The following is a 23483-nucleotide window of genomic DNA, read 5'->3' on the forward strand; positions in this document are numbered from 1 at the left end:
TGGATGCCCGATATCCCGAACCTGTTGAACCTAGGCGGCAATCTCTTGCTGGGCCCCCTTTGTCTCAATCTCGATCTTGCGCGGCTTGGCCTTTTCGGCAACCGGAATCCGGAGCGTCAGGACACCGGCGTCATACGTGGCCTTCACGTTGTCAGTGTCGAGTGTGTCCCCGAGGATCAGCTGGCGGCTGAACACGCCGCGTGGCCGTTCGGAGGCGATCAACTCGGTGTCCTTCCCGGCAGGTTCGGGACGCTCTGCCCGCACCGTCAGGACATTCCGTTCCACATCCAGATCCACTGAATCCGCTGCAACGCCGGGCAGGTCAAAGGCGACGACAAAGTCCTGGCCCTCGCGCCAAGCGTCCATCGGCATCGCTGCCGGACGCGCTGCAGTGCCGAGGACCTGCTGGGCCAGCCTGTCCAGCTCGCGGAACGGATCGGTTCGCATCAACATGGCTTCCCTCCTCGTAAGAGACGGTCCAACATTGTTTGTGATCTCAGCCGATCTGTATTGGCTGATACAGATTTTTTAGCTCTGCGCCAGGAGATCTTCAAGCGGTTCGAGGAAGAATTTTCCGGAATTTTTGGCGCCCGGGCAGACGTGGCGAAGGGGCCTCCCGCGCTGCGCGGGAGGCCCCCTCTTCTGCGTGTTTTGGCTGTTCAGCTTCGGGTGGGATCGGGACGCAGCGGTGTGGGCCCCGGATCCGGCACGGGCAGCGGCCCCGGGGGTTCCGGCGTCGGGAACGGATTGGGGGGCTGCGGACCCGGGTGGCCGGGCTGGGCGGGATCAGGCTGGTCCGGGCCTGGTTCCGGCGGGAACGGTTCGGGCTCGTGCACTGGCGGGATGGTCATATGCTTCCCCTCTCACGCTGGGCGATGTGCCTTAGCGTGAACAGGATACGCCAGCGGCCGGAACCCCACTAGGCCGCCCCTCTTCGCCGGATGCCCTATCAGCTTTAGTCCTCAAGGCGGCCGGTTGGGGACTAAACCTGATAGCGCATCGTCCGGATTTCTGCGGGAGGTGATGGAGCGTTCCCCAAAAACCTGCGGGAGGTGATGGAGCGTTCCCCAAAAACCTGCGGGAGGTGATGGAGCGTCGTTGTGATGGGTGGGGCGGTTGGGTGGCGGGCCGGGGCTCTCGTCCGGTAGCGAACGGCCGGTTCAATGTCCGGCCGGGTCTATATATTGAAACCATGACCCAGACTCCGCTGCAGGATTCCGCCGGCACCGCGACTGCCCCGCCCGCTCCCCCGGTTGCCAAGAAGATCCCCACCGAACGTACCCACCACGGGGATACCTTCGTGGACAACTACGAGTGGCTGCGGGACAAGGAATCCGAGGAAGTAGTGGAGCACCTGAAGGCTGAAAATGCTTACCAGGAAGCCGTCACCGCACACCAGGAGCCGCTGCGCGAGGCGATCTTCCAGGAGATCAAGGGCCGCACGCAGGAAACAGACCTCTCCGTCCCCCACCGCAAGGACGGCTGGTGGTACTTCAGCCGTTCCGTGGAGGGCAAGGAGTACGGCATCCAGTGCCGGGTCAAAGCAGAAGACACGGGCAATCCGGTACAGGACTGGACCCCGCCCAAGGTGGAGGCCGGCGTCGACATTCCGGGCGAGGAAGTCCTGCTGGACGGCAACGTCGAAGCCGAGGGCAAGCCCTTCTTCTCCGTGGGCGGCTCGGCCGTGACGGTGGACGGCCACCTCTACGCCTACGCCGTGGACAACAGCGGCGACGAACGCTTCACCCTGCGCATCAAGGACCTCCGCACCGGTGAACTGCTGCCGGACGTCATCGAGAACATCTTCTACGGCGTCTCCTTCTCCCCCGACGGCACCCGCATCTTTTACACCGTGGTTGATGAGTCCTGGCGCCCCTACCAAGTCAAGGCACACGTCCTGGGCACCCCCGTTGAGGACGACGCGGTGATCTACCAGGAGGACGACGCCGCCATGTGGCTGGGCTTCGAGCTCTCCGCCGACCGGCGCCACCTGGTGCTGGGCATCGGCTGCTCTGAATACAGCGAGACCCGCCTGCTCCGCTTCGATGACCCCGCCCAGGAACTCACCACCGTGATCTCCCGGAACGAGCGGGTGCTGTATGAGGCTGAGCCGTTCCTGCTGGCCGGGCCGGACGGCGAAAAGACGGAAAAGATCCTGCTGACCCACAACCGCGGCGCCATCAACTCCATGGTCTCCCTGGCTGACCCGGCCGAGCTGCGCAAGCCGCTCGCCCAGCAGCGGTGGGCCACCGTCGTCGAGCATTCCGACGACGTCCGCGTCAATGGCGCGGGGGTCACCTCCACGCACCTCGTGGTGTCCATCCGCAAGGACACTATCGAGCGCGTCCAGGTCATCGGGCTGGCCGGGCTGGGGACCGCCGCGCAGGAGCCGCCCGTGGAGCCGGCGTTCGATGAGGAGCTGTACACGGCCGGGGTGGGCGGATCGGACTACGAGGCTCCGGTAATCCGGCTGGGCTACACGTCCTACTTCACGCCGTCGCGCGTCTACGACTTCCTGCTGCCCACCCCCGGGCAGCCCGCCGGCGAACTGCTGCTCCGGAAGGAAAGCCCGGTGCTGGGCGGCTACGACGGCAGCGACTACGTGGCCACGCGTGAATGGGCGCAGGCCCAGGACGGTACCCGGATCCCGCTTTCGGTGCTGCGGCACAAGGCCGTGAAGCAGGATTCGATGGCGGCCGGCCTGGTATACGGGTACGGCTCCTACGAGATGAGCATGGATCCGGGCTTCGGCATTGCGCGGCTGTCCCTGCTGGACCGCGGCGTGGTGTTCGTGATCGCCCACATCCGCGGCGGCGGCGAGCTGGGCCGGCACTGGTACGAGGACGGCAAAAAGCTCACCAAGAAGAACACGTTCACCGACTTCATCGACGCCACCGACTGGCTGGCCGGCTCCGGCTGGGTGGACCCCTCCCGGATCGTCGCCCTGGGCGGCTCGGCCGGCGGGCTGCTGATGGGTGCGGTAGCGAACATGGCCCCGGAAAAGTACGCCGCGATTGTGGCGCAGGTGCCGTTTGTGGATCCGCTGACCAGCATCCTGGATCCGGACCTGCCGCTGTCCGCGCTGGAGTGGGAAGAGTGGGGCAACCCCATCACCGACCCAGGGGTCTACGCCTACATGAAGTCCTACTCACCCTACGAGAACGTGCACCAGGCCGCCTACCCGAAGATCGCCGCCGTGACATCGTTCAATGACACCCGGGTCCTCTACGTGGAGCCCGCCAAATGGGTGCAGGAGCTGCGGAACAAGACCACCGGGACCCAGCCGATCGTGATGAAAATCGAGATGGACGGCGGCCACGGCGGCGCGTCCGGCCGCTACGTCCAGTGGCGCGAACGGGCCTGGGACTACGCCTTCATCGCCGATTCGCTCGGCGCCACGGAGCTGCTGCCGGGCGCTGGCCTGCGGTAATTGAGCGTACGACGGCGGGCGCGTCCCGCCGTCGTACGTCCGCCTTGCGCCTCAGGGAACGGCGCCCCAGGCAGGGGCGTCCGCGGCAGGGGCGTCCCCGGCGCAAACCCGGGACCTCAAACCTGCGGGTGCTCCGCCAGCCACTCCGCCAGGGTCTCGAGATTGGCGCGGACCGTCCTCCCCTGGGCCCGTTCCACCAGCGCATCCGCCAGCTTGCCAAACACCCCGCCCAGGCCGGACGCGGCGTCGATCCTCTGGGTAAGGCGCGTACCGTCGGCGGCCGGTTCGAGCGTTAACGTCACGGTGAAGTCCAGCTTGCCCTCGACTGAACGGGACACCATGCGCCGGGGCGGATCGAATTCGGTGACCTCCACGGTCCAGTCGAACTGCCGTCCCATGATTTTGCTGGTTCCACGCCCCCGGGAACCGACTCCAATAGGGCCGTCCCCGACCTGCCCTGACGAGGTGACGGAGGAATCATAGACGGCGATGTTTTCGAATTTCGACAGAAAGTCAAAGACCTCCTGCGGCGGCCGGGCAATAACGACACTTTCTTCTACAACAGGCACTGCAGTCTCCTTTGAAAGGCACCTGATGCCGGCGGCCTTGCCGGCACAAAGGCAGGCACAGCGCCAGAGTGGACCCGCAGCCCGCCAGTGTCAATGGCTTCCCTCAAGGGCAAAGCGTAGCTGCAGCAGGGCAGCCTCCTGCGCCAGGCTGACCTGCCGGACCGGCCTGACCAGCAGCAACGTGACGCCTGGCAGGTCCGGCGCGATTCCCAAAAAAACTAATCATGCTTACCATTGTCTGGCGCCGGCTGCCCGCTGGGGGCAGGTTAACCGGCGCCTGATGTGGAGGCTTGAGTGAGCATGGAACAGGAAATGCGTCCCTTGACCGACGACGAACTGATCGCAGAACAGGCAACGGCTTTGCCGGACAAGGAAGTTGCCTCTGTCCTTGACCTGAACGCTGACCTTGATCTGGGAATTGACGCGGCAGCGCCCATCGACCTCGCCGTTGCGGCCAACGCCAACGTGGCAGCCCCGATCGACGCGGCGGCCTCGGCCAACATTCTCTCCTTCGGCTCGGATGCGCAGGCACTGGCGGACCAGGGCGTCATGATCGATCAGGGCATCGTGGCGGACGCAAACGCCGAGTCCACGCAGGACAGCATCATCGACCAGGGCAACGACACCATCGACGGCGGCACCCCCGACAGCACCGGCGGGGACACCATCGACGGCGGAACCGCGGCCGACGGCGGCACCGTCCTCCCCGACGGAACGGGCACCGACGGGCTCGTCCCCGACGGCGGACTGGGCGACGCCCTGCCCGACGTCGGCGCACTGCCCGTGGATCCCGCTGCTGCCCTGGACGGCGACCTGCTCAACGTCAACGTGGACCTGGCGGCCGATGCGGATATCGCTGCTCCCATCAACGGTGCCGTGGCAGCCAACGCCAACGTGGCCGCCCCCATCGACGCCGCCGTGGCCGCGAACATCGGCTCCATCGACAGCCAGGCCTACGCCGTGGCGGACCAGGACGCACTGATCACCCAGCACATCGAGGGCGAAGCCAACGCCTCCGCTGACCAGCAGTCCAACCTCGAACAGTAAGCCCAGATGACCCACACCACCGGTGGACCGCGCTCCCAGGCCGGCCCGCCGTCGTCCGCTGCGCCCCTGGCCGAGCACCCGCTGCACGTCCCTGCCCTGGCTGACGGCGTCCAGCTGATCGGACGGTCGCGGGGATCCGGCTACCGGGAGCCGCCTTCGCTGGTCCGCCGCGCGGACGGGCAAACCCTCCAACTGACGCCGTTGCTGTTCGCGGTGCTCGAGGCAATGGACGGCAGGCGCACGGTGGAGGACATCGCCGCGCATGCCAGCGAAGCGTCGGGAAGGCTCGTCAGCGCCGGGAACGTGCGCACGCTGATGGACTCGCAGCTGCTGCCGCTGGGCCTGCTCCGGCTGGCGGACGGGTCCCAGCCCGAAGTGCGCAAGGCGGACCCGCTGCTCGGCATGCGTTTCCGGTACACCGTGACGGACCCGGACCGCACCCGCAGGATCACGGCACCCTTCACCGTCCTGTTCAACCCGCTGATCGTCGTGGCGGTGACGGCGGCCTTCCTGGCTTCGTGCTGGTGGGTGCTGATGGTGAAGGGGCTGGGATCGGCCACCCATGAAGCGTTCGAGAACCCTGTCCTGCTCCTGCTGATTTTCGCCGTGACCATCCTGTCCGCCGGCTTCCATGAGTTCGGGCATGCCGCCGCTGCACGCAAAGGCGGCGCCACCCCGGGAGCCATGGGCGCAGGCCTGTACCTGATCTGGCCGGCGTTCTTCACGGATGTCACCGATTCCTACCGGCTGGGCCGCGGCGGCCGGCTCCGCACCGACCTGGGCGGCTTGTACTTCAACGCCATCGTTGCCGTGGCCATCATGGGCTTGTGGTGGGCCACAGGCTTCGATGCGCTGCTGCTGGTAGTGGTCACGCAGATCCTGCAGATGGTCCGGCAACTGCTGCCCCTGGTCCGGTTCGACGGCTACCACATCCTGGCGGATGCCACCGGGGTCCCGGACCTGTTCCAGCGCATCAAACCGGTCCTGCTCGGCCTGCTCCCCTGGCGGTGGGGCCGGGTGGAAAACAAGGTCCTCAAGCCCTGGGCGCGTGCCGTGGTAACGCTGTGGGTGCTCGTCACGGTGCCGTTGCTGCTGTTCAGCATGGCCATGATGGTGATCTCGTTCCCGCGCCTGCTGGCCACTGCGTGGAGCAGCGCAGCCAAACAGCAGGCGATGCTCGCTGAAAGCCTTTCCGCCGGCGACCTTGCCGGCACCGCCGTGCGCGCCCTCGCCATCCTGGCCGTTGCCCTGCCCATGGTTGGCATGCTCTACATCCTGCTGCGGCTCCTTCGGCAGCTGGTCACCGGGCTCTGGCAGAGGACTCGCGGCAAGTTTGTGCAGCGTACCGCTGCCATGGCGGCCGTGGCAGCATTGCTGGCCGGGCTCGGCTGGGCGTGGTGGCCCGACGGCGGGACGTACCGTCCGGTCCGGCCTTACGAACGTGGGACGCTGGCTGATGCCACCGCCGCCATCGTCCCGTCGGCAGGGACCGCAGGCATGGCGCTTCGTGAGGGCGGCAGCGGGCGGACCGTGGCGCTCTGGCCCAAAGGAGCCACGACGCCAACCCGGGAGAACCCGCAGCTGGCCATGGTGCTGGTTCCGGCAGAGGGCTCCGGCGCGGACCCGTCCGCTGTTGCTCCCGCCGGATCCGCCGGTGCAGCCGCACCATCGTGGGTGTTTCCGTTCGACCGGCCGGATGCTCCCGAGGAGGACGGCAACCAGGCGCTGGCGGTGAACACCACCGACGGTTCCGTCACCTACAGCGTTGCCTTCGCGCTGGTGTGGGCCGAAGACGGAGAACCGGTGGATACCCGGAACGAGGCCTACGCCTTTGCCAGCTGCACCGGCTGCGCCGCGGTTGCAGTGGGCTTCCAGGTGGTCCTGGTTGTGGGGCAGACGGATGTTGTTGTTCCGGAGAACCTCTCTGCTGCGGCGAACTACAACTGCCTTGAATGCCTCACCTACGCCCTCGCCAGCCAGCTGGTCCTCACCCTTGATGGGCCGCTGACAGACGAAGGCATGGCGTCGCTCCAGGCGCTATGGGCCGAGATCGCGGACTACGGCAGGAACATCCAAAACGTGCCGCTCTCCGAAATCCAAGCCCGTCTCGCCGCCTACAAGGAACAGATCACAGCCATCATCAAGGCGGACCCCAGCGCCACCAAGGGCCCGACGCCGGCGAAAACTTCCGCGCCGGCCAGCCCGCCGGGCGGAGCCGCTGCACCCACAACGTCAGCTGAACCGGGTGTGCCCGCACCCGGGTCACTCACGGGGACCCAGGCACCCGCTCCGGCAGGAACAGCCCCTGCCAACGCACCGGCGACGCAGCCCGCTTCCGATGAGGTGGCGCCGTCGTACGCTCCCGTTGAGACGTCGGCCCCAACAGCGGATACTGGGGACACGGCCCCCGCCGGCCCCGCCACCGCAAACCCCAGCTAGGAGAGCAGATGTCGTTGAGCAAGGGAACGTCCGTGGAATGGAACTCGCCGCAGGGTAAGACGCACGGCAGGATCGTGGAGAAGAAGACGGGCGACTTCGAGCTGGACGGCAAGACCCACCGCGCCAGCGAGGACGATCCCCAGTACGTGGTGGAATCCGCGAAAACCGGGGCGCGGGCAGCCCACAAGGCCTCAGCCCTGACGGAGAAGAAGTAACCCCGTGGCCGCCCAGCATGAGGTTGTGATCATCGGCGGCGGCAACGCGGGTATTTCCCTCGCCGCCCGGCTGGAACGGTACGGCGTCAAGGATGTGGCCGTGGTGGAACCGCGGGACCACCATCTTTACCAGCCGCTGTTCTCGCACATCGCCGGTGGCCGGGCGTCAGCGAAGGAAGCTGTCCGGCCCCAGGAACCGCTGATTCCGAAGGGTGCCACCTGGATCCGGGACGCCGCTGCCGGGATCGACACTGATTCAAACACGGTGACCCTTGAGTCCGGCGCCACGGTGGCGTACGGGCAGCTGGTGGTCTGCCCGGGCCTGCAGTATGACTGGGACGTTGTGCCCGGCCTCGCCGAAGCTGTCCATTCACCACACGGCGCCTCCCACTACGAGTTCGAGCTGGCGCCGAAGGCCTGGACGCTGCTGAGCGGGCTGAAATCCGGCACCGCCCTGTTCACCATGCCTGCGGGCCCGATCAAATGCGGCGGCGCGGCCCAAAAGCCGATGTACCTGGCCTGTGACTACTGGAAAGGACAGGGTGTGCTGGACCGGATCCGGGTGGTGATGGTGCAGCCCTACCCCACGGTGTTCGGCGTGCCGGAGGTGGACCGGGAGCTGGACCGCAAGATCGCCGAGTACGGCATTGAGCTGTGGACCAACAGCGAGCTGGTGTCCGTTGACGCGGCCGGCCAGCTGGCCACCATCAGGAACACCACCACCGGCGTGGAGGAGAAGCTGCATTACGACGTCCTCAACGGTGTCCCGCCACAGTCGGCGCCGGACTGGCTCAAAGCGACCAACCTGCCTGCATCCGGTGACGCCGGCGGGTTTGTGGAGGTGGACCGGCAAACCCTGCGGCACATCCGGTTTCCGAACATCTGGTCCCTGGGCGATGCCGCCGGGACCACCAATTCCAAGTCCGGCGGGGCACTGCGCAAGCAGACGGCCGTGCTGGCCAAAAACCTGGTAGCCGCCCGGAAAGGGAAGCAGCTGCCCGCCAAGTACAACGGCTACTCGGTCTGCCCGTTCACGGTGTCCCGGAACACCGTGGTGTTCGCCGAGTTCGATGACCGCTACCGGCCCATGCCCACCGTCCCCCGAGTCCCCACCTGGAACGAGAGCAGGCTGTCCTGGGTGGTGGACCGGGATATTTTCCCGCACGTGTACTGGAACCTGATCCTCAAGGGCCGGGCGTAGGTTCTTTTGGTAGATGGCCCTGGGAGAGCCGGTGGTTGAGCCTGGGAGAGCCGGTGGTTGAGCCTGTCGAAACCTCGCTGCGGGGCCTCCGATAGGCTCAACCAGCGGCATCCGGCTTCAGCCGTTTTGCGGCCTGGCCCACTCGCCACTCGTCGGCCAGGACCGCGTAGATCAGTTCGGTGGCCCACTGGCCTTTGTAATGCCACTTGTCCACCTGCCGCGCTTCCTGCCGCATGCCCAGACGGCGGCATAGGTCGGCGGATGCTGTGTTCAGCTCGTCCAGGCGTGCCTCGATCCGGTGCATGCCCACGTCCTCGAATCCAAGCCGCAGCATCGCCTCCGCGGCCTCAGTGGCATAGCCCTTGCCCCTGGCACCCGGCGCCAGGCTCCAGCCCACTTCGCCCTGGCCTTGGCCGGGCAGCCACTTGAGCACCACTTCGCCCTGCAGCACGCCGTCCGCCGCCGACTCGATGGCCAAGGCCACCCAGTCGCCTTCCTTTTCGAACACGAAGTTGGCGTAGTGGCCCACCCGTTCCATCGACTGCGTATAGCTCTTGGCCGGTCCGGGCAGGAACCGGGCGGTTTCCGGCAGCGAGTGGTAGGCGTGGAAGGCGTCCAGGTCGCTGCCTTCAAAGCGGCGCAGGATCAGCCGCTCGGTTCGAATGGGAAGGGTGATTTCCGGCATGGATGAGAGGCTACGCCATGCCGACGGCGGCAGTCGCCTCCGCGGTGGTGCGCTCGCCGTTGCTCTGGCAACCTCCCCGGAGTAGGGTTCGCGTACGGGCTGCTGGTGCCTGGTTTCTTGGCGTTTCCCGTTGTCCCTTCTCCTCAAGGTTGTGGCTAAGTTGAAGCCAGCGACGCCCTGGGCCGCTTCCCTCGCCTTCAGCATGTTGCTGACCCTCGCGGCGTGCACTTACGAGGAGAGCACGGAGGGCCCTACTCCGGCCGTGACGACTGCGGTGGCCAACGCCAAAGTCCTTCGCATCGGCACGCAGGATGACGGGAATGTGCCCACCCGCGGCCAGATCGAGGAATTTGCCCGGCAGGTCCAGGAACGCTCCGGCGGGAACCTGGTTATCGAGCCGGTCTTCAGGGCCGGCGGCGACCAGGTCAGGGGCTGGGACCAGCTCGTCGCGCAAAGAGTAATGACTGGAGACCTCGAAATGGCAGTCATCCCGGCGCGGACCTGGGACACCGAGGGAGTGCTGTCCTTCCGGGCGCTCTCCGCCCCCTTCCTGGTGACATCCAGCGCCGTCATCAAGGAAGCGGTGAAACCGGAGTACGCGCAGGGGATGCTGGCCGGCCTCAAGGACGTGGGCGTTACCGGTCTGGCCATGTTCCCGGACGGCCCGCGGGTCCTGTTCTCGTTCACCACGCCAATCCTCTCGCCGGACGACATCCGGGGAATGGCAATCAGGGCACCCCTTTCCACCACTACCTACGCGGTCCTGGAATCTCTCGGCGCCCTGCCGCAGGATCTCGCTGACCAGGAATTCGGTGAAGGAGTTGAGGGCGGAAAGGTGGGCGGCGCTGAATCCTCGCTCGGCTACGCTTCCAATTTGCCCGGAGCCCTGAATAAAACAGGGCATGCAATCGCTACCGGCAACCTGGTGGTCCACTCGAAGATCAACACGATCGTGATCAATGAAAAAGCAAGAGCTGCTCTCAATGCGGACGAGCAGCAGATTCTCCAGGACGCGGCGGACTACACCAGGGAATGGGCCTCGTCCCTGCTCGCAACCGTCTCGGCGGAGGCGCGGAAGTACTGCCAGGACGGCGGCAAAGTGGTGATGGCAACCGAAGAGCAGCTGGCCGGCTTCCGCAATGCCGCAGCCCCGGTATACACCACCCTCGATCAGGATGCCGGCACCCGTAACCTCATTGCAAAGCTCCGCGATCTCGCCGCGAACACTCCGGCCGACCCTGCCGTCGAACCCTGCGACTACGACACCTATTGATGCCTGTTGACCAATCCGTTGTTCCCCACAGGCCCCCCTGGCAGCGTAGGGCCCAGGATCGTTGGAACGCCCGCAAGGACCGTTACGCAGCAGTCGAGGAGGAGACTACGGCGGCCGTCGCCTCCGCGATGGCCCGTTCCTCGTCCGTGGGAATGACCAGCACCGGAATGGCGGAGCCCAGGGTGGAAATGACGCGGGGTTCCCTGGACCGTTCAGCATTCAGGCCGTGGTGGAGCTCTACCCCCAGCGCTCCCAGCTTATCCACCACGAGCGCACGGAACTGGTGCGAATTCTCGCCGATGCCCGCGGTGAACACGATGGCTTTGGCCCCGCCCACGGCCACGTGGTAACCGCCGATGTACTTCGCGAGCCGGTAGGAGGTGACCGCGAGCGCGGTGGCCGCCTTCTCGTTCCCGGCCTCGGCCGCCTCCACGACGGAGCGCATGTCATTGTTGCCGGCCAGGCCCTTCAGCCCGGACTCGCGGTTCAGCATGGAGTCGATGTCCTCAGGGCTCCAGCCGGCCCTGGCGAGGAACACCAGGATGGACGGGTCCAGATCGCCCGAGCGCGTCCCCATCACCAGGCCTTCCAGCGGTGTGAAACCCATGGATGTGTCCACCGAGCGTCCGCCCTGGACAGCTGTGACCGAGGCACCGTTGCCCAGGTGGGCGATGACGCCGTCGAAGTCGCTGACCGGAAGGTCCAGCAGCGTGGCGGCGCGGCGGGTGACGTACTCGTGCGACGTCCCGTGGAACCCGTAGCGGCGGATGCCGTGGTTGGTGTACAGCTCGTCCGGGACGGCGTAGCGCCAGGCGTGTTCGGGGAGGGTGCGGTGGAACGCTGTATCGAACACGGCCACCTGCGGCATGTCCGGCCACTTCCGGGTGATGGCCCGGATACCCAGCACATTGGCGGGGTTGTGCAGGGGCGCCAGCGGGTTGAGCCGTTCGATGGCGCGGGTGATTTCGTTGTTGATCAGGACCGGCTCGGCGAACCGCTCGCCGCCGTGCACCACGCGATGCCCGACGGCTGCCAGCTCCAGGCCGCCCAGCTCCTGGTGGATGGCGGCGTCCACCTGCTCGAGCGCCTCTGCATGATCCCGCGGGCCCTCTATTTCGCCGTCCCCGTCGCCGCCGTTGCCCATACCGATCTTCTCGATCAGCCCCTCGGTGAGGACGCTCCCGGCAGCAACATCGCGCACTTGGTATTTGAGCGAGGACGAGCCGGAATTGATGACGAGCACGAGCATGCGGGCCTCCTGAGCCTGGCTTCTGCAGTTCAAACCCCACTATAGGCTGGGCAGCCGCGCGGTTTCCTTGCGGATGGGCGCGGGCTGTGCCTAGAGTCGGCAGACAGGCTGGACCACGCCCGAAAGGACATTCCATGACGAACGAGCCCGCTTCGATCGACGAGAACGATCCCACCAACACGGGATCCAGCAGCACGGCACCCCTCAATCCGCAAGCAGACACCGACGCCGGCTCAGGCTCCGGCACCAAGGACCCCACCGGCGTCGAAGGATCCAACCCGGCCCTGGACGATACGGGCAACCTCAAGGCAGCCGAGACCGGCGACGCTCCGGAGGCGCCGGAAAACACCGGTGACCTCGACCTCACGCCGCAGGGCCTCTCAGACGAGCCGGCCAAGCAGGAGGACGACCAAAGCCTGGTAAAGCCGGACAACAGCTGACCTGCTTCGTCCGCGGCGAAGCGCGACGCGGCGGACCGGGCCAGACTCCCCACGCGGACCGCGCGGACTGGTATTTCGGTGTCGGCGCTTAGGCGGCATGCCCCCGCAGGGACCCCGGCGATCCGGCGATCCGGCGCCTGGAGCCGGCGCGGGCAAGGCCAATAGCGGCCAGGACGGCTCCCGCTCCTTCGGCGACGGCGCTGAGTGCCTTTTCGAAGAACCACACGGGTTCGTACATCGCCGGCATGGGACCGATGGCCGGAATGTCGATGTAGCGGTACAGCATCACGGCTGCGAAAGCGCTCAATGCGACAGCCAGTGCCATGGCGTAGGAGAGCCTGCTGCCCCGGATCAGGACGTAGAAGCCCACCAGCACCGCCGCGGCCGATTCGAGCAGGAACAGGTTGCCCTGCCCGATCCCGCCGGGGTTGGCGGCCTGATAACCGGGGGCCAGATGGATGTGCACTCCGGCGTCGATGAACAGCGCCACTGCCGTCAGAATTCTCAGGGCCATGTTCATTTGACTGTCAGCGTGCCTTTCATGTTGGGGTGGTACGTGCAGAAGTACGGATACGAGCCCGGCTTTGAGGGGGCGGTGAACGTGGCCGTGGCCCCGCCTCCGTCCACTTCAACGTCAAATGCCTTGCCCTCCTGAGCCGTGACGGTATGGGGCGCGGAGTCCATGTTGGTGACCGCCACAACGGCGCCAGGCGCCACCGTTAACGGCTCGCCATACTTGAAATCCTTGATGCTGATGCTTGCCGCCGCGTTCGACGCTCCGGCCGATGAACCGGCTCCCCCGGATGGCGCTGTTCCGGTTCCGGGACTTCCGCCGCCAGGGGCGCAGCCGCCCAGTAAGAGCGCTGCCATCAGCAGCAGTGCCGCCCTGCCTCGAACCTCTTTCATCCTGTACCGTCCTCGACGCCCGGAACCAGGGCCGGCCCCTGTTTGTCCCCTTATTGTGCGCCCGCCCGGCCGAATTGTCCCCTGTCTGGAGGAATCAAACGTTGTTCCTGGCCGCGGCGCAATCCTGGCCCGCCGCAAAGCATCAGGCGGGGGCCGTCGTCGTCGGTGGTTAAGCCCATCGAGACCCCGCGCCTAGGAGGCCGGCGCCTGCGCCTGGATGGCCGTAATTGCCACGGTGTTCACGATGTCCTCCACGGTGCAGCCGCGGGAGAGGTCATTGACCGGCTTCCGCAAGCCCTGCAGGACAGGCCCGACGGCGACCGCTCCCGAGCTCTGCTGCACCGCCTTGTACGTGTTGTTGCCGGTGTTCAGGTCTGGAAAGATGAACACGCTCGCCTGTCCGGCCACTGAAGAGCCCGGCATCTTGGATTCGGCGATGGAGGCGTCAACGGCGGCGTCGTACTGGATGGGGCCTTCGACGGCGAGGTCCGGGCGGCGCTGGCGCACCAGTTCGGTGGCCTGCCGCACCTGTTCCACGGCCTCGCCCGAACCAGAACCGCCCGTGGAATAGGACAGCATAGCCACCCGCGGCTCCACGCCAAACTGGGCCGCGGTCTCGGCTGAAGCCAGCGCGATGTCCGCCAACTGCTCCACGTTCGGATCCGGATTCACCGCGCAGTCGCCGTACACCAGCACCCGGTCCGGCATCAGCATCAGGAACACCGAGGACACGATCTTCACGCCCGGGCGGGTCTTCACGAACTCCAGCGCGGGCCGGATGGTGTGCGCCGTGGTGTGCGCAGCCCCAGACACCATTCCGTCCACAACGCCGAGCTGGACCATCATGGTGCCGAAGTAGCTGACGTCCTGCATGATCTCCAAGGCTTTGGGCAGGTCAACGCCCTTGTGCGCCCGCAGTTCCGAATACTTCTCCGCGAACTTCTGCCGCAGGTCCGACGTTGCGGGGTCCACGATGTTGATCCCGGACAGGTCGATGCCACGGGCGGCCGCCAGTTCACGGACATCCGATTCCGGGCCCAGCACGGTGAGGTCGCAGACGTCACGCCGGTGCAGGATTTCCGCCGCCCGCAGGATCCTCACATCGGTCCCTTCGGGGAGGACCACGTGCCGGCGCTGGGCCCGGGCGCGTTCGATGAGGTCGTGCAGGAAGCGGAGCGGGGTCATGCGTTGGGCCCGTGGCAGGTGCAGGCGTTCCACCAGCTCCGCCTCATCCACGGTGCGGGACCAGAGCCCCAAGGCCGAGGCCACCTTCCGCCGGTGCCCGGACCAGATCTCGCTCCGGACCTCCGAAACGCGGCGGGCCGTGGTGTACGTGTCGTCCGTGGCCGCGAACACCGGGAACGGCGCCTGGGCCAGGAGCGGGTAGATGTTCGCGTCCGGCGCCAGGCCCCCTGTGAGGATCAGCGCCGACGCCACCGGAAACTCGGGCGAGAAGGACGACGCCAGGCACGCCACCATCACGTCCGCGCGGTCGCCGGGCACAATCACCAGGGCGCCCTCGTCCAGAACGTTCAGGAAGTTGCCCACGTTCATGGCCGCCACCTTGATGTCCCGGACGTCGCGTTCCATGTCCGCCCTGCCGGCAATCTGCCGCACACCCAGCGCGGCAGCCACCTCACCGGTGGTGGGGCGCGCAATCTCCTCCAGCTCGGGCAGCACATACACCGGCCGCTTGGAGGCCCCGGGCTTCACGGCGGCGGCGATCGCCTCGACGTCGTCCGGGTCCGCGCGGTTCACCATGATGGCCAGGAGTGCACACTTCTCCGCGGCCAGCTCCTTGCGCGCAACCTCGACGGCGGCCGCCGCCTCCGCCACGGTCCGCCCCTTCGCGCCCACTACCGCCACCACCGGTGCAGAGAGGTTGTTGGCCAGTCGGGCGTTGAGGTCGAATTCGACGGCGGCGTCCTGGCCGGTAAGGTCAGTCCCCTCGATAATCACCACGTCGCAGTGGCGGGACATTTCGGCGAAGATCTCCACGCAGCGGGAGTCGATGTCCGCCCGTTTTCCTTCGGCGAGCAGCGACCGGACCTCCTCGTGCGTGAGGCCGCCGCGGCACCGCTCATCCTCCAGCTCGAACCGGGACTTCATCAGCGCAACCATGGGATCGTCCGCCGGGTCCGGGCCGTGGACCACGGGTTTGAAGAAGCCGATCCTGTCCGCGTGGCGGTGCAGGGTGTCCGCCAGGCCCAGGGCCACGAGGGACTTGCCCGATCCGGGGGTGGTTGCGCTGACGTAGATGCTTGTGGCCATGGTCCGCCCTTTGCAGGTCTGTTGGTGCCGGTACTCCATCCTTGCACTTACCGTCCCGGGCCGCCTGCCATCCATTCCAGCCCAGCTTTGGGGTAATCCGCTGGCGGGCGCCCCGGAAGTTGCGCTGGGCAAGGCCAAAACCGGGCTGGTTTGGACGTGCCCGCCGCTCCCTCTCCCCTTGACACCGGCCCCCCTCATGGGATTACCTAATGAACATTCGGTAAATAAAGCTGGAGGCAATGACGCATGGCTGAAACAACAGTTTCCGGGGCTATCCACCCCATCCTGGAGAACGACTACGCCTCAATCTGGATGGGAATCGAGGTCCTCGCCATCAGCGACGGGCATGCCACCATCCGGATGACCCTGCGCCAGGAGATGCTCAACGGCTTCGGCATGGCCCACGGCGGAATGATCTTCGCCTTCGCGGACTCCGCCTTCGCCCTGGCCTGCAACCCGGCCACCCCGGCACCCGGCGAGGAGAACAACATCACTGTAGCCGCCGGCGTCGACATCAACTTCCTCAAGCCGGCCTACCGCGGCCAGGTGATCACCGCCGTCGCCGACCGCCGTTCCAGCGCGGGCCGCAGCGGGCTGTATGACATCCAGATTTTCGCTGCCGACGCCGATGCCCAACCCGATCCCGAAAAGCCAGGTGAACTCATCGCCGAGTTCCGCGGACGCAGCCGGACCATCCCCAAGAAGTAGGAAACCATGACCCTCCATGCCCCCGAAACCCCCGTGTCCCCGGCCGCGACCGATGCCGTGCTTGACCGCGAGGAAACCATCTCCCGCGACGAGCTCGAGGCCCTCCAGCTCGCCCGCCTGCAGCACACCGTGGCCTACGCCTATGATCGCGTGCCCCTGTACAAGCGCAAGTTCGACGACGCTGGAGTCCACCCCGCCGACCTGCGTGAACTCAGCGACCTGGGCAACTTTCCGTTCACCACCAAGGAGGACCTGCGTGCCGAATACCCGTTCGGGATGTTCGCGGTTCCGCAGAGCGAAGTAGCCCGCATCCACGCCAGCTCAGGCACCACGGGCCGGCCCACCGTCGTCGGCTACACCAAGCAGGACTTGGCGGACTGGGCCAAACTCGTGGCCCGCAGCTTCCGCGCCTCCGGCATCCGTCCCGGCATGAAGGTCCACAACGCCTACGGCTACGGCCTGTTCACCGGCGGCCTCGGCGCCCACGCCGGCGCCGAAGCACTGGGCTGCACCGTCATCCCGATGTCCGGCGGCCAGACCGAACGCCAGATCCAGCTGATCCAAGATTTCAAGCCGGACGCGATCCTGGCCACCCCCACCTACCTGCTGACCATCGCCGATGCCATGGCCCACATGGGCATCGACCCGGCCTCCACGTCGCTGAAGTTCGCAGTACTGGGCGCGGAGCCGTGGACGCAGGAGATGCGGCACGAGCTCGAAGTGATGATGAACATCAAGGCCTGCGACATTTACGGGCTCTCCGAGGTGATGGGGCCGGGCGTCGCCGGCGAGTCCGTGGAGACCCAGGACGGCAGCCACATCTGGGAGGACCACTTCCGCCCCGAAATCATCGACCCGTTCAACCCGCTGGCGGGCAAGGAAAACGTGCTGCGCGACGGCGAACACGGCGAACTCGTCTTCACGTCCCTCACCAAGGAAGCCCTGCCGATCATCCGCTACCGCACCAAGGACCTCACCCGGCTCCTGCCCGGCACCGCCCGCCCCGCGCACCGGCGCATGGGCCGCATCACCGGCCGCAGCGACGACATGATCATCCTGCGCGGCGTGAACCTCTTCCCGTCCCAGATTGAGGAAATCGCGCTCCGGATCCCCGAGCTCAGCCCGCACTTCCAGCTCGAACTCACCCGCCCCGAAGGCCAGCGGATGGACCAGCTGACGGTCCGCATTGAAAGGCGGGACGCCGTCGCCCCCGAGCAGAGCACGATGGCGGCACGCACCTTGAAGGAGCAGATCAAGATCCACGTGGGTTCTTCGTGCCTGGTGGACGTGGTGGAGCCGGGCTCGCTGGAGCGGTCCAACGGCAAGCTGCGCCGGATCTACGACCTTCGGCCGAAGGGGTAGTCGGGCCTGCGCCGGACTGACTTGCGCCGACTGACCGACCGTTCATGAGAAACTAGCCACTATGCCCAGCACCACTGATACAGCCGGCACCGCCGGCACCAAGCGCGGCCGCCCCGGATACGACCAGCAATCGGTGCTGCGCATCGCCGTCGATGTCTTCAACCGGCACGGTTACGACGCGACGTCTATGGGCATCCTGGCGGACAACCTGGGCATTTCGAAGTCGGCGATCTACCACCACGTGCCGTCCAAGGGCGACCTGCTCAAGCTCGCCCTTGACCACGCTCTCGGCGGGCTCGAGGCGATCCTGAAGGAGCCGCAGGCCACGTCCGGCGCGGCAGATGCCCGGCTCGAGTTTGTGCTCCGGCAAACCGTGGCAGTCCTCGTGGAGCGGCTGCCGTTCGTCACGCTGCTCCTGCGGCTCCGCGGGAACACCGAGATTGAACGTGACGCCCTGGAGCGGCGCCGCACCTTTGACCACAAGGTGGCCGGGCTGATCTCCGCCGCCCGGGACGAAGGATCGCTGCGCCAGGACATCGACCCCCGGACAGTCACCCGGCTGCTGTTCGGCATGATCAACTCGATCGTGGAATGGTACAAACCGGGCGGTTCCCTCTCGCCGAAACGGCTCGCCGACGACGTCATCACCATGGCCTTCGACGGGCTCCACTCCCAGCCTTAGCCCCCGGGGAGATCGGCCCGGAGATTCCAACCCCTAAAAATACTAAGTGTGCTTGGTATTTCTGTTGTTGCCCGGCTACGGTGGTAGGACCAGCCAGCATCCGCAGGAGGCAGTCCATGAGCATCAGCACCCGCCGGGGATTACACCGTCCCGCCCGCTTCGGCACATTGGCCGGAGCGGGAGTGCTGGCAGCTTCCCTGACCCTGACCGCCTGCACAGGATCCCAGGCTCCGCCGGCCCCGAGCGAAACGTCCGGCGCCGCTACGGCCGGCAGCAGCACCCCGCCGCCGGCCGGCACGTCCCCCGGCCCCAGCGGTTCAGCCAGCGCTTCCGCCAGCGCTTCCGCGGGCAACCCCGCGCCGGCGCCCGATGTGGCCGGCGGCATCCCGGAGCTGGTGGAGAACCTGGCCCCGTCGGTGGTGACCATCTTCACCGAAGGCGGGCTCGGCAGCGGCGTGGTGTATTCCGCGGACGGCCTCATCCTCACAAACGAGCACGTGGTCAAGGGCAACACCAGCGTGGAGGTCGGTTTCGCTGACGGCCAGCGGGTGCAGGGAACGGTCAGGGCCAGTGACGCCGTCACGGACCTGGCCCTGGTCCAGGCGGACCGGAAGGGCCTGCCTAAGCCCACCTACCAGAGCACCCTGCCGCGGGTGGGTGAAGGCGCCGTGGTGCTGGGGTCCCCGCTGGGCTTCGAGAACACGGCGACGGCCGGGATCATCTCCGGGCTGCACCGGTCCATCCCGGGCTCGGCCTCCAACAGCCTGTCCTTGGTGGACCTGATCCAGACGGATGCACCTATCAGCCCGGGCAACTCCGGCGGCGCCGTGATCAACATGCGGGGCGAAATCATTGGTATCAGCGAGGCCTACATCCCACCGTCTGCCGGGGCGGTCTCCCTGGGCTTTGCCATCCCGGCGGCCACCGCCGTGCAGGTTGCGGAGGAACTGCTGGCCGACGGCACAGCCGAGCATGCCTACCTCGGCCTGACCCCGGGCGAACTGACGCCCCAGATCGCGGACCAGCTGGGCATCGAGGCGAGTACCGGCGTCGTGGTGTTGTCCGTGGATGAGGACGGCCCCGCGGGACGGGCAGGAATCCGGCCGGGAGACGTGCTGGAGTCCATGGAGGGAGTGGAGCTGAAGGCACCCGAGAAGCTCCTGGCGGAACTGCGCAACCGCAATCCCGGCGATACCGTGAGTTTCAAGGTCAAGCGCGGCGACCAGAGCCTTGACCTCAAAGCGGACCTGATTGACCGGCCAACCCAGTAGTACAACCGAGAGGAAGGTTACACAATGAGCCCCAAGGAAGAACCGGACGCCGGATTCATCATTCCGGACCCGTCAAAAGTCCGCGAGGACATCCCGCAGGATTCCGCGGACGAAGCCAACGCGATCCGCTTCAGCGAAGAACAGGCACTGATCGAGGAACAGTCCCACGGCATCCGCCCGGACACGTACAGCGTGCCCTCCGGCGGCCCCACTATGGACGAGGCCCGCGGCAACATGGACCTGTCGGACCAGACCGGGGCGGCGCCGTCGGACGACAGCAGCGACGACGGCCTGCACAGCGGCGCCGAATCCTGACACTTTCCGCGTCGTAAACGAGCGGCAGGCGCGTCCCGGTCTCCGGGGCGCGCCTGCCGCTTTTTGCGGGTCTTGAGTCAGAGCTCGTACTCGGCCTGCACGCCAAGCGATTCGTGGACGCACAGGATGTTCTGCTCGGTATCCATAAACCAGGCGCACTTCTCCGAGTTCGTGGTGCAGATATGGTCCTTGGTCCGAAGGTTCGGCAGGTCGTAGTCCTGGAACTGCACCCCACTGGCCTCCATGTCCCGGACCGTCCGCTCGATGTCCGCAACCTCGAAGCTCAGTGTGGTGTGATCGGAATGCCTGCCATCCGATACGGGCATCAGCTGCAGCATCGGGCCGCCGTTGGTGCCGAAGAGTTCGCTTCCGTCGTCTGTCATGCCACGGTGCGGGAGTCCGAGTTTTTCCGTATAGAACCGGCGGGCGCGCTGTGGATCATCGACTGGCAGGACGGTAGTGACTGTGTTCAATCTAAGGCTCATCTAGCCACCTCCTACGGGGAGAATCTTACGCCCGGGCAGCCCGAAAAGCCCTTGCCCATTTCCCCCGATTCAGACCCTCTCTCACTTAATGCGGCCCAACCCGGAACCCTCTCTCACTTTCCTCAGGAGAGTGAGAGAGGGTCCGGGAAAAAGGCGCGTTAGGTGAGAGAGCGTCCGGGGTGGGGCTATTTTTCGACCAGTGTGAGGACGTCGTAGGTGGCCACGATCTCGTCGTCCTGGTTGGTCAGCACCGCGTCCCAGGCCACCTCGCCGTACTCGTCGGTTTCGCGCGGGGTGATCTTCTTGGCGGTGAGGGTCACCCGGATGGAGTCGCCCGCGGCCACCGGCGTGATGAAGCGCAGGTTTTCCAGGCCGTAGTTGGCCAGGACCGGGCCCGGGGCGGGTTCCACGAACAGTCCGGCACCCCAGGCCAGCAGGAGGTAGCCGTGCGCAACGATGCCCGGGAAGAAGGGGTTGGCTTCCGCAGCTTCCTGATTGGTGTGCGCGTAGAACGTGTCGCCGGTGGAGTTGGCGAAGGCGGTGATGTCCTCCAGGGTGACCTGGCGCAGGTCGGAGCGGACGGCGTCGCCAATCTGAAGCGTCTTCAGCGGCTTCCGGAAGGGGTGCGTCCCTTCGGTTTCAACCGTGAAGTTTCGGTCCGCCCCCGAATGCCAAATGCCGGTTACGGCGGTGAGCATGTTGGGCGAGCCTTGGATGGCCGTGCGCTGCATGTGGTGCATCACCGAGCGGATGCCGCCCAGTTCCTCGCCGCCGCCGGCGCGGCCGGGACCGCCGTGGACCAGGTGCGGCACGGGTGAGCCATGGCCCGTTGACGAACGCGCATCCTCGCGGTTGAGCATCAGGACGCGGCCGTGGTGGGCCGCGATTCCGGTCACGAGTTCGCGGGCAACCGCGGGATCGTTGGTGCAGACCGAGGCGACCAGGGAGCCGTTGCCGCGGGCGGCGAGGCGGACGGCGTCGGGAATGTCCTTGTACCCGATCACCGACGAAACCGGACCGAACGCCTCCAGCGAGTGCACTTCCTCCGCCTCGGGGTCCTGCCAGGTCAGCAGGACGGGCGCCATAAACGCGCCGCCGTCAACCACGCCGGTGGACCCGTCGGCAGAGGTGACCGACGGCGAATCGAGGGTTCCGTACGCAAGCTCACCGCCGGCGTCGAGCATGGACTGCACTGCCGCGCGAACGTCCTCAAGCTGTTCCACGGAGGCGAGCGCGCCCATGGTGACGCCGTCTGCCCGTGGATCACCAAGGACAATGCGTTCGTTAATGCGCTTGCCGATGGCGGCGGAAACGGCCGGCACCAGCTCCTGAGGGACGATGGCGCGGCGGATGGCGGTGCACTTCTGGCCGGCCTTGGCCGTCATTTCGGTGACCACAGACTTCACGAAGGCGTCGAATTCGGGCGTGCCCTCCACCGCGTCCGGGCCGAGGATGGCGGCGTTCAGCGAATCGGTTTCGGACGTGAAGCGGACGCCGCCCTGCACCACATTGGGGTGGGACTTCAGGGACAGTGCGGTGGAGGCGGAACCGGTAAAGGCCACCAGGTCGCGGTAATCGAGCACATCCAGCAGCCCGCGGACCGAACCGGAAATCAGCTGCAGCGAGCCCTTGGGCAGGATGTTGGATTCGACAATCGCCTTGACCACGGCTGCCGCCACGTACCCGGTGGGGGTGGCGGGCTTGACGATGGTGGGGACGCCGGCGATGAAGGCGGGCGCGAACTTCTCCAGCATGCCCCAGACGGGGAAGTTGAACGCGTTGATCTGTACGGCCACGCCTGGGATGCGGGTGTAGATGTGTTCGCCGGCGAAGGAACCGTCCTTGGACAGCACCTCCATGGGCCCGTCCACCACCACCTGCGAGTTGGGCAGCTCCCGCCGGCCCTTGGAGCCGAAGGTGAAGAGGACGCCGATGCCGCCGTCGATGTCGATCATGGAATCGACTTTGGTGGCGCCGGTCTGGGCGGAGAAGGTGTAAAAGTGTTCGCGCCGGGTGTTCAGGTACTGCGCCAGTTCCTTGAGTTTGAGGGCGCGCTGGTGGAAGGTCAGCCGGCCGAGTTCGGCCTGTCCGGTGGTGCGGCCGTGCTCAACCACGGCGCCCAGGTCCAGCCCCTCGGTGCTCACTTTGGCCAGGATCTCCCCGGTGCTCGCGTCGCGGACGGGGACAGCGGAACCTGCGGAGCCGTCGTCGGGCGTCCACCACCGGTCCATGATGAAGCTGGGCACTGTCTCCACGGTGTCGACCGTGGCCTGGGGAGCTGTGGCGGTGGTGGTCATCGTTGACGGGTCCTTCCAACAAGGGGGCAGACAACGGCAGCCATGATTACTGACCGTCCGTTCGGTAATATATTCACCATACATGAAGTGCCGTGCTGCAGACTAGAAGGCCGGGACTGAAATGGCCAACCAGGAGGAGAAGATATGGGCGCCCCATCACAGAAGGATGCCGCTTCAGAGCACGAGCATGCCCACGAGCTGTGGAAGATCACCCTCGGCGAGCTGGACGAGAAGATGGGCGTGAAGATCCTGGAAGAGTCAGTGGAGCGGGTGGTGGCCACCATGCCCGTGGAGGGGAACCGGCAGTCCTTCGGGTTGCTGCACGGCGGCGCCTCCCTGGCCGTGGGCGAGGCCGTGGGGTCCTGGGCGGCGGTGATCCACGCGAGCACCATGGGCAAGACGGCGGTCGGCGTGGACGTTTCAGCCACCCACCACCGCTCGGCGCGCGAGGGCCAGGTGACCATCACCGCCACCCCCATTCACCTGGGCGGCACACTCACCACGCACGAGGTGGTCATCACCAACGAGGCCGGCCAGCGGCTCTGCACCCTGCGCATCACCAACCTGCTGATGAGGCGCCACAAATAACCCCTTGCGCTATCAGGCAACGTCGTCATTCTTCGCCTTCAACGACGATA

The 23483-nt window shown here is 66.4% G+C and carries 22 protein-coding genes; 13 read left to right on the plus strand and 9 right to left on the minus strand.

Annotation, left to right across the window (positions count from 1 at the left end):
* Nucleotides 1–30: 30 nt before the first annotated feature.
* Nucleotides 31–453, minus strand: coding sequence for an Hsp20/alpha crystallin family protein (locus QFZ36_RS08200; protein ID WP_306635430.1), 423 nt, complete (start codon nucleotides 451–453; stop codon nucleotides 31–33).
* A gap of 739 nt (nucleotides 454–1192) precedes the next feature.
* On the opposite strand from QFZ36_RS08200, the gene QFZ36_RS08205 reads away from it, so the two are divergent.
* Nucleotides 1193–3430 carry a S9 family peptidase gene (locus QFZ36_RS08205; protein WP_306635432.1) on the plus strand — a complete coding sequence of 746 codons (2238 nt, stop codon included), beginning with the start codon at nucleotides 1193–1195 and terminating at the stop codon, nucleotides 3428–3430.
* Nucleotides 3431–3546: 116 nt separating this feature from the next.
* Here QFZ36_RS08205 and QFZ36_RS08210 read toward each other — a convergent pair whose 3' ends face one another.
* Nucleotides 3547–3999, minus strand: a complete 453-nt coding sequence (locus tag QFZ36_RS08210) for an SRPBCC family protein (protein WP_306635434.1) — start codon at nucleotides 3997–3999, stop codon at nucleotides 3547–3549.
* Nucleotides 4000–4299: 300 nt separating this feature from the next.
* Here QFZ36_RS08210 and QFZ36_RS08215 point away from each other — a divergent pair, with 300 nt between their 5' ends.
* The 4 genes from QFZ36_RS08215 to QFZ36_RS08230 are packed head-to-tail and all read left to right on the plus strand — an operon-like array spanning nucleotide 4300 to nucleotide 8901.
* Nucleotides 4300–5046: a peptidoglycan-binding protein gene (locus tag QFZ36_RS08215; RefSeq protein WP_306639136.1), complete on the plus strand. Its 747-nt coding sequence runs from the start codon at nucleotides 4300–4302 to the stop codon at nucleotides 5044–5046.
* Nucleotides 5047–5052: 6 nt separating this feature from the next.
* Nucleotides 5053–7485: a M50 family metallopeptidase gene (locus tag QFZ36_RS08220; protein WP_306635436.1), complete on the plus strand. Its 2433-nt coding sequence runs from the start codon at nucleotides 5053–5055 to the stop codon at nucleotides 7483–7485.
* An 8-nt stretch (nucleotides 7486–7493) separates the two neighbouring features.
* Nucleotides 7494–7700 (plus strand): hypervirulence associated TUDOR domain-containing protein, encoded by a 207-nt coding sequence (locus tag QFZ36_RS08225; RefSeq protein ID WP_306635438.1) that lies wholly within the window; start codon nucleotides 7494–7496, stop codon nucleotides 7698–7700.
* Between the two features lie 4 nt (nucleotides 7701–7704).
* Complete coding sequence (locus tag QFZ36_RS08230; protein ID WP_306635440.1) at nucleotides 7705–8901, plus strand: NAD(P)/FAD-dependent oxidoreductase; 1197 nt, start codon at nucleotides 7705–7707, stop codon at nucleotides 8899–8901.
* Nucleotides 8902–8998: 97 nt separating this feature from the next.
* Here the strand turns inward: QFZ36_RS08230 and QFZ36_RS08235 are convergent, their stop codons facing one another.
* Nucleotides 8999–9586 (minus strand): GNAT family N-acetyltransferase, encoded by a 588-nt coding sequence (locus QFZ36_RS08235; protein ID WP_306635442.1) that lies wholly within the window; start codon nucleotides 9584–9586, stop codon nucleotides 8999–9001.
* A 151-nt stretch (nucleotides 9587–9737) separates the two neighbouring features.
* On the opposite strand from QFZ36_RS08235, the gene QFZ36_RS08240 reads away from it, so the two are divergent.
* Nucleotides 9738–10859 (plus strand): TRAP transporter substrate-binding protein, encoded by a 1122-nt coding sequence (locus tag QFZ36_RS08240; RefSeq protein ID WP_306635444.1) that lies wholly within the window; start codon nucleotides 9738–9740, stop codon nucleotides 10857–10859.
* A gap of 82 nt (nucleotides 10860–10941) precedes the next feature.
* On the opposite strand, the gene QFZ36_RS08245 is transcribed toward QFZ36_RS08240, so the two are convergent.
* Entirely contained in the window at nucleotides 10942–12108 is a 1167-nt protein-coding gene (locus QFZ36_RS08245) for an acetate kinase (protein WP_306635446.1), read from the minus strand.
* A 134-nt stretch (nucleotides 12109–12242) separates the two neighbouring features.
* On the opposite strand from QFZ36_RS08245, the gene QFZ36_RS08250 reads away from it, so the two are divergent.
* Complete coding sequence (locus QFZ36_RS08250; protein ID WP_306635448.1) at nucleotides 12243–12548, plus strand: hypothetical protein; 306 nt, start codon at nucleotides 12243–12245, stop codon at nucleotides 12546–12548.
* Between the two features lie 88 nt (nucleotides 12549–12636).
* On the opposite strand, the gene QFZ36_RS08255 is transcribed toward QFZ36_RS08250, so the two are convergent.
* The 3 genes from QFZ36_RS08255 to pta form a co-directional block, all read right to left on the minus strand.
* Nucleotides 12637–13062 carry a hypothetical protein gene (locus tag QFZ36_RS08255; protein ID WP_306635449.1) on the minus strand — a complete coding sequence of 142 codons (426 nt, stop codon included), beginning with the start codon at nucleotides 13060–13062 and terminating at the stop codon, nucleotides 12637–12639.
* Nucleotides 13063–13064: 2 nt separating this feature from the next.
* A complete protein-coding gene (locus QFZ36_RS08260; RefSeq protein ID WP_306635451.1) occupies nucleotides 13065–13454 on the minus strand; it encodes a cupredoxin domain-containing protein in 390 nt (129 codons plus the stop codon).
* 192 nt (nucleotides 13455–13646) lie between these two features.
* Nucleotides 13647–15725 carry a phosphate acetyltransferase gene (gene pta / locus QFZ36_RS08265; RefSeq protein ID WP_306635453.1) on the minus strand — a complete coding sequence of 693 codons (2079 nt, stop codon included), beginning with the start codon at nucleotides 15723–15725 and terminating at the stop codon, nucleotides 13647–13649.
* 246 nt (nucleotides 15726–15971) lie between these two features.
* Between pta and QFZ36_RS08270 the strand changes: the two genes are divergently transcribed.
* From QFZ36_RS08270 to QFZ36_RS08290, 5 genes are all read left to right on the plus strand, one after another.
* Nucleotides 15972–16433 (plus strand): hotdog fold thioesterase, encoded by a 462-nt coding sequence (locus tag QFZ36_RS08270; protein WP_306635454.1) that lies wholly within the window; start codon nucleotides 15972–15974, stop codon nucleotides 16431–16433.
* Between the two features lie 6 nt (nucleotides 16434–16439).
* The gene (paaK, locus tag QFZ36_RS08275; protein WP_306635456.1) at nucleotides 16440–17795 is read left to right on the plus strand and encodes a phenylacetate--CoA ligase PaaK; all 1356 of its coding nucleotides are present in this window, start codon (nucleotides 16440–16442) and stop codon (nucleotides 17793–17795) included.
* 61 nt (nucleotides 17796–17856) lie between these two features.
* Nucleotides 17857–18477 carry a TetR/AcrR family transcriptional regulator gene (locus QFZ36_RS08280; protein WP_306635458.1) on the plus strand — a complete coding sequence of 207 codons (621 nt, stop codon included), beginning with the start codon at nucleotides 17857–17859 and terminating at the stop codon, nucleotides 18475–18477.
* Between the two features lie 116 nt (nucleotides 18478–18593).
* A complete protein-coding gene (locus QFZ36_RS08285; RefSeq protein ID WP_306635460.1) occupies nucleotides 18594–19748 on the plus strand; it encodes a S1C family serine protease in 1155 nt (384 codons plus the stop codon).
* 24 nt (nucleotides 19749–19772) lie between these two features.
* Nucleotides 19773–20063, plus strand: a complete 291-nt coding sequence (locus QFZ36_RS08290) for a hypothetical protein (RefSeq protein WP_306635462.1) — start codon at nucleotides 19773–19775, stop codon at nucleotides 20061–20063.
* A 77-nt stretch (nucleotides 20064–20140) separates the two neighbouring features.
* Here QFZ36_RS08290 and QFZ36_RS08295 read toward each other — a convergent pair whose 3' ends face one another.
* Both QFZ36_RS08295 and paaZ read right to left on the minus strand, forming a co-directional pair.
* Entirely contained in the window at nucleotides 20141–20548 is a 408-nt protein-coding gene (locus QFZ36_RS08295; protein ID WP_306635463.1) for a VOC family protein, read from the minus strand.
* Nucleotides 20549–20733: 185 nt separating this feature from the next.
* Nucleotides 20734–22845, minus strand: coding sequence for a phenylacetic acid degradation bifunctional protein PaaZ (gene paaZ / locus QFZ36_RS08300; RefSeq protein ID WP_306635464.1), 2112 nt, complete (start codon nucleotides 22843–22845; stop codon nucleotides 20734–20736).
* A gap of 144 nt (nucleotides 22846–22989) precedes the next feature.
* On the opposite strand from paaZ, the gene QFZ36_RS08305 reads away from it, so the two are divergent.
* Nucleotides 22990–23433, plus strand: coding sequence for a PaaI family thioesterase (locus QFZ36_RS08305; RefSeq protein WP_306635465.1), 444 nt, complete (start codon nucleotides 22990–22992; stop codon nucleotides 23431–23433).
* The last annotated feature ends 50 nt before the right edge of the window (nucleotides 23434–23483 follow it).

The sequence above is a fragment of the Pseudarthrobacter siccitolerans genome (assembly GCF_030823375.1).
GTDB lineage: Bacteria > Actinomycetota > Actinomycetes > Actinomycetales > Micrococcaceae > Arthrobacter > Arthrobacter siccitolerans_A.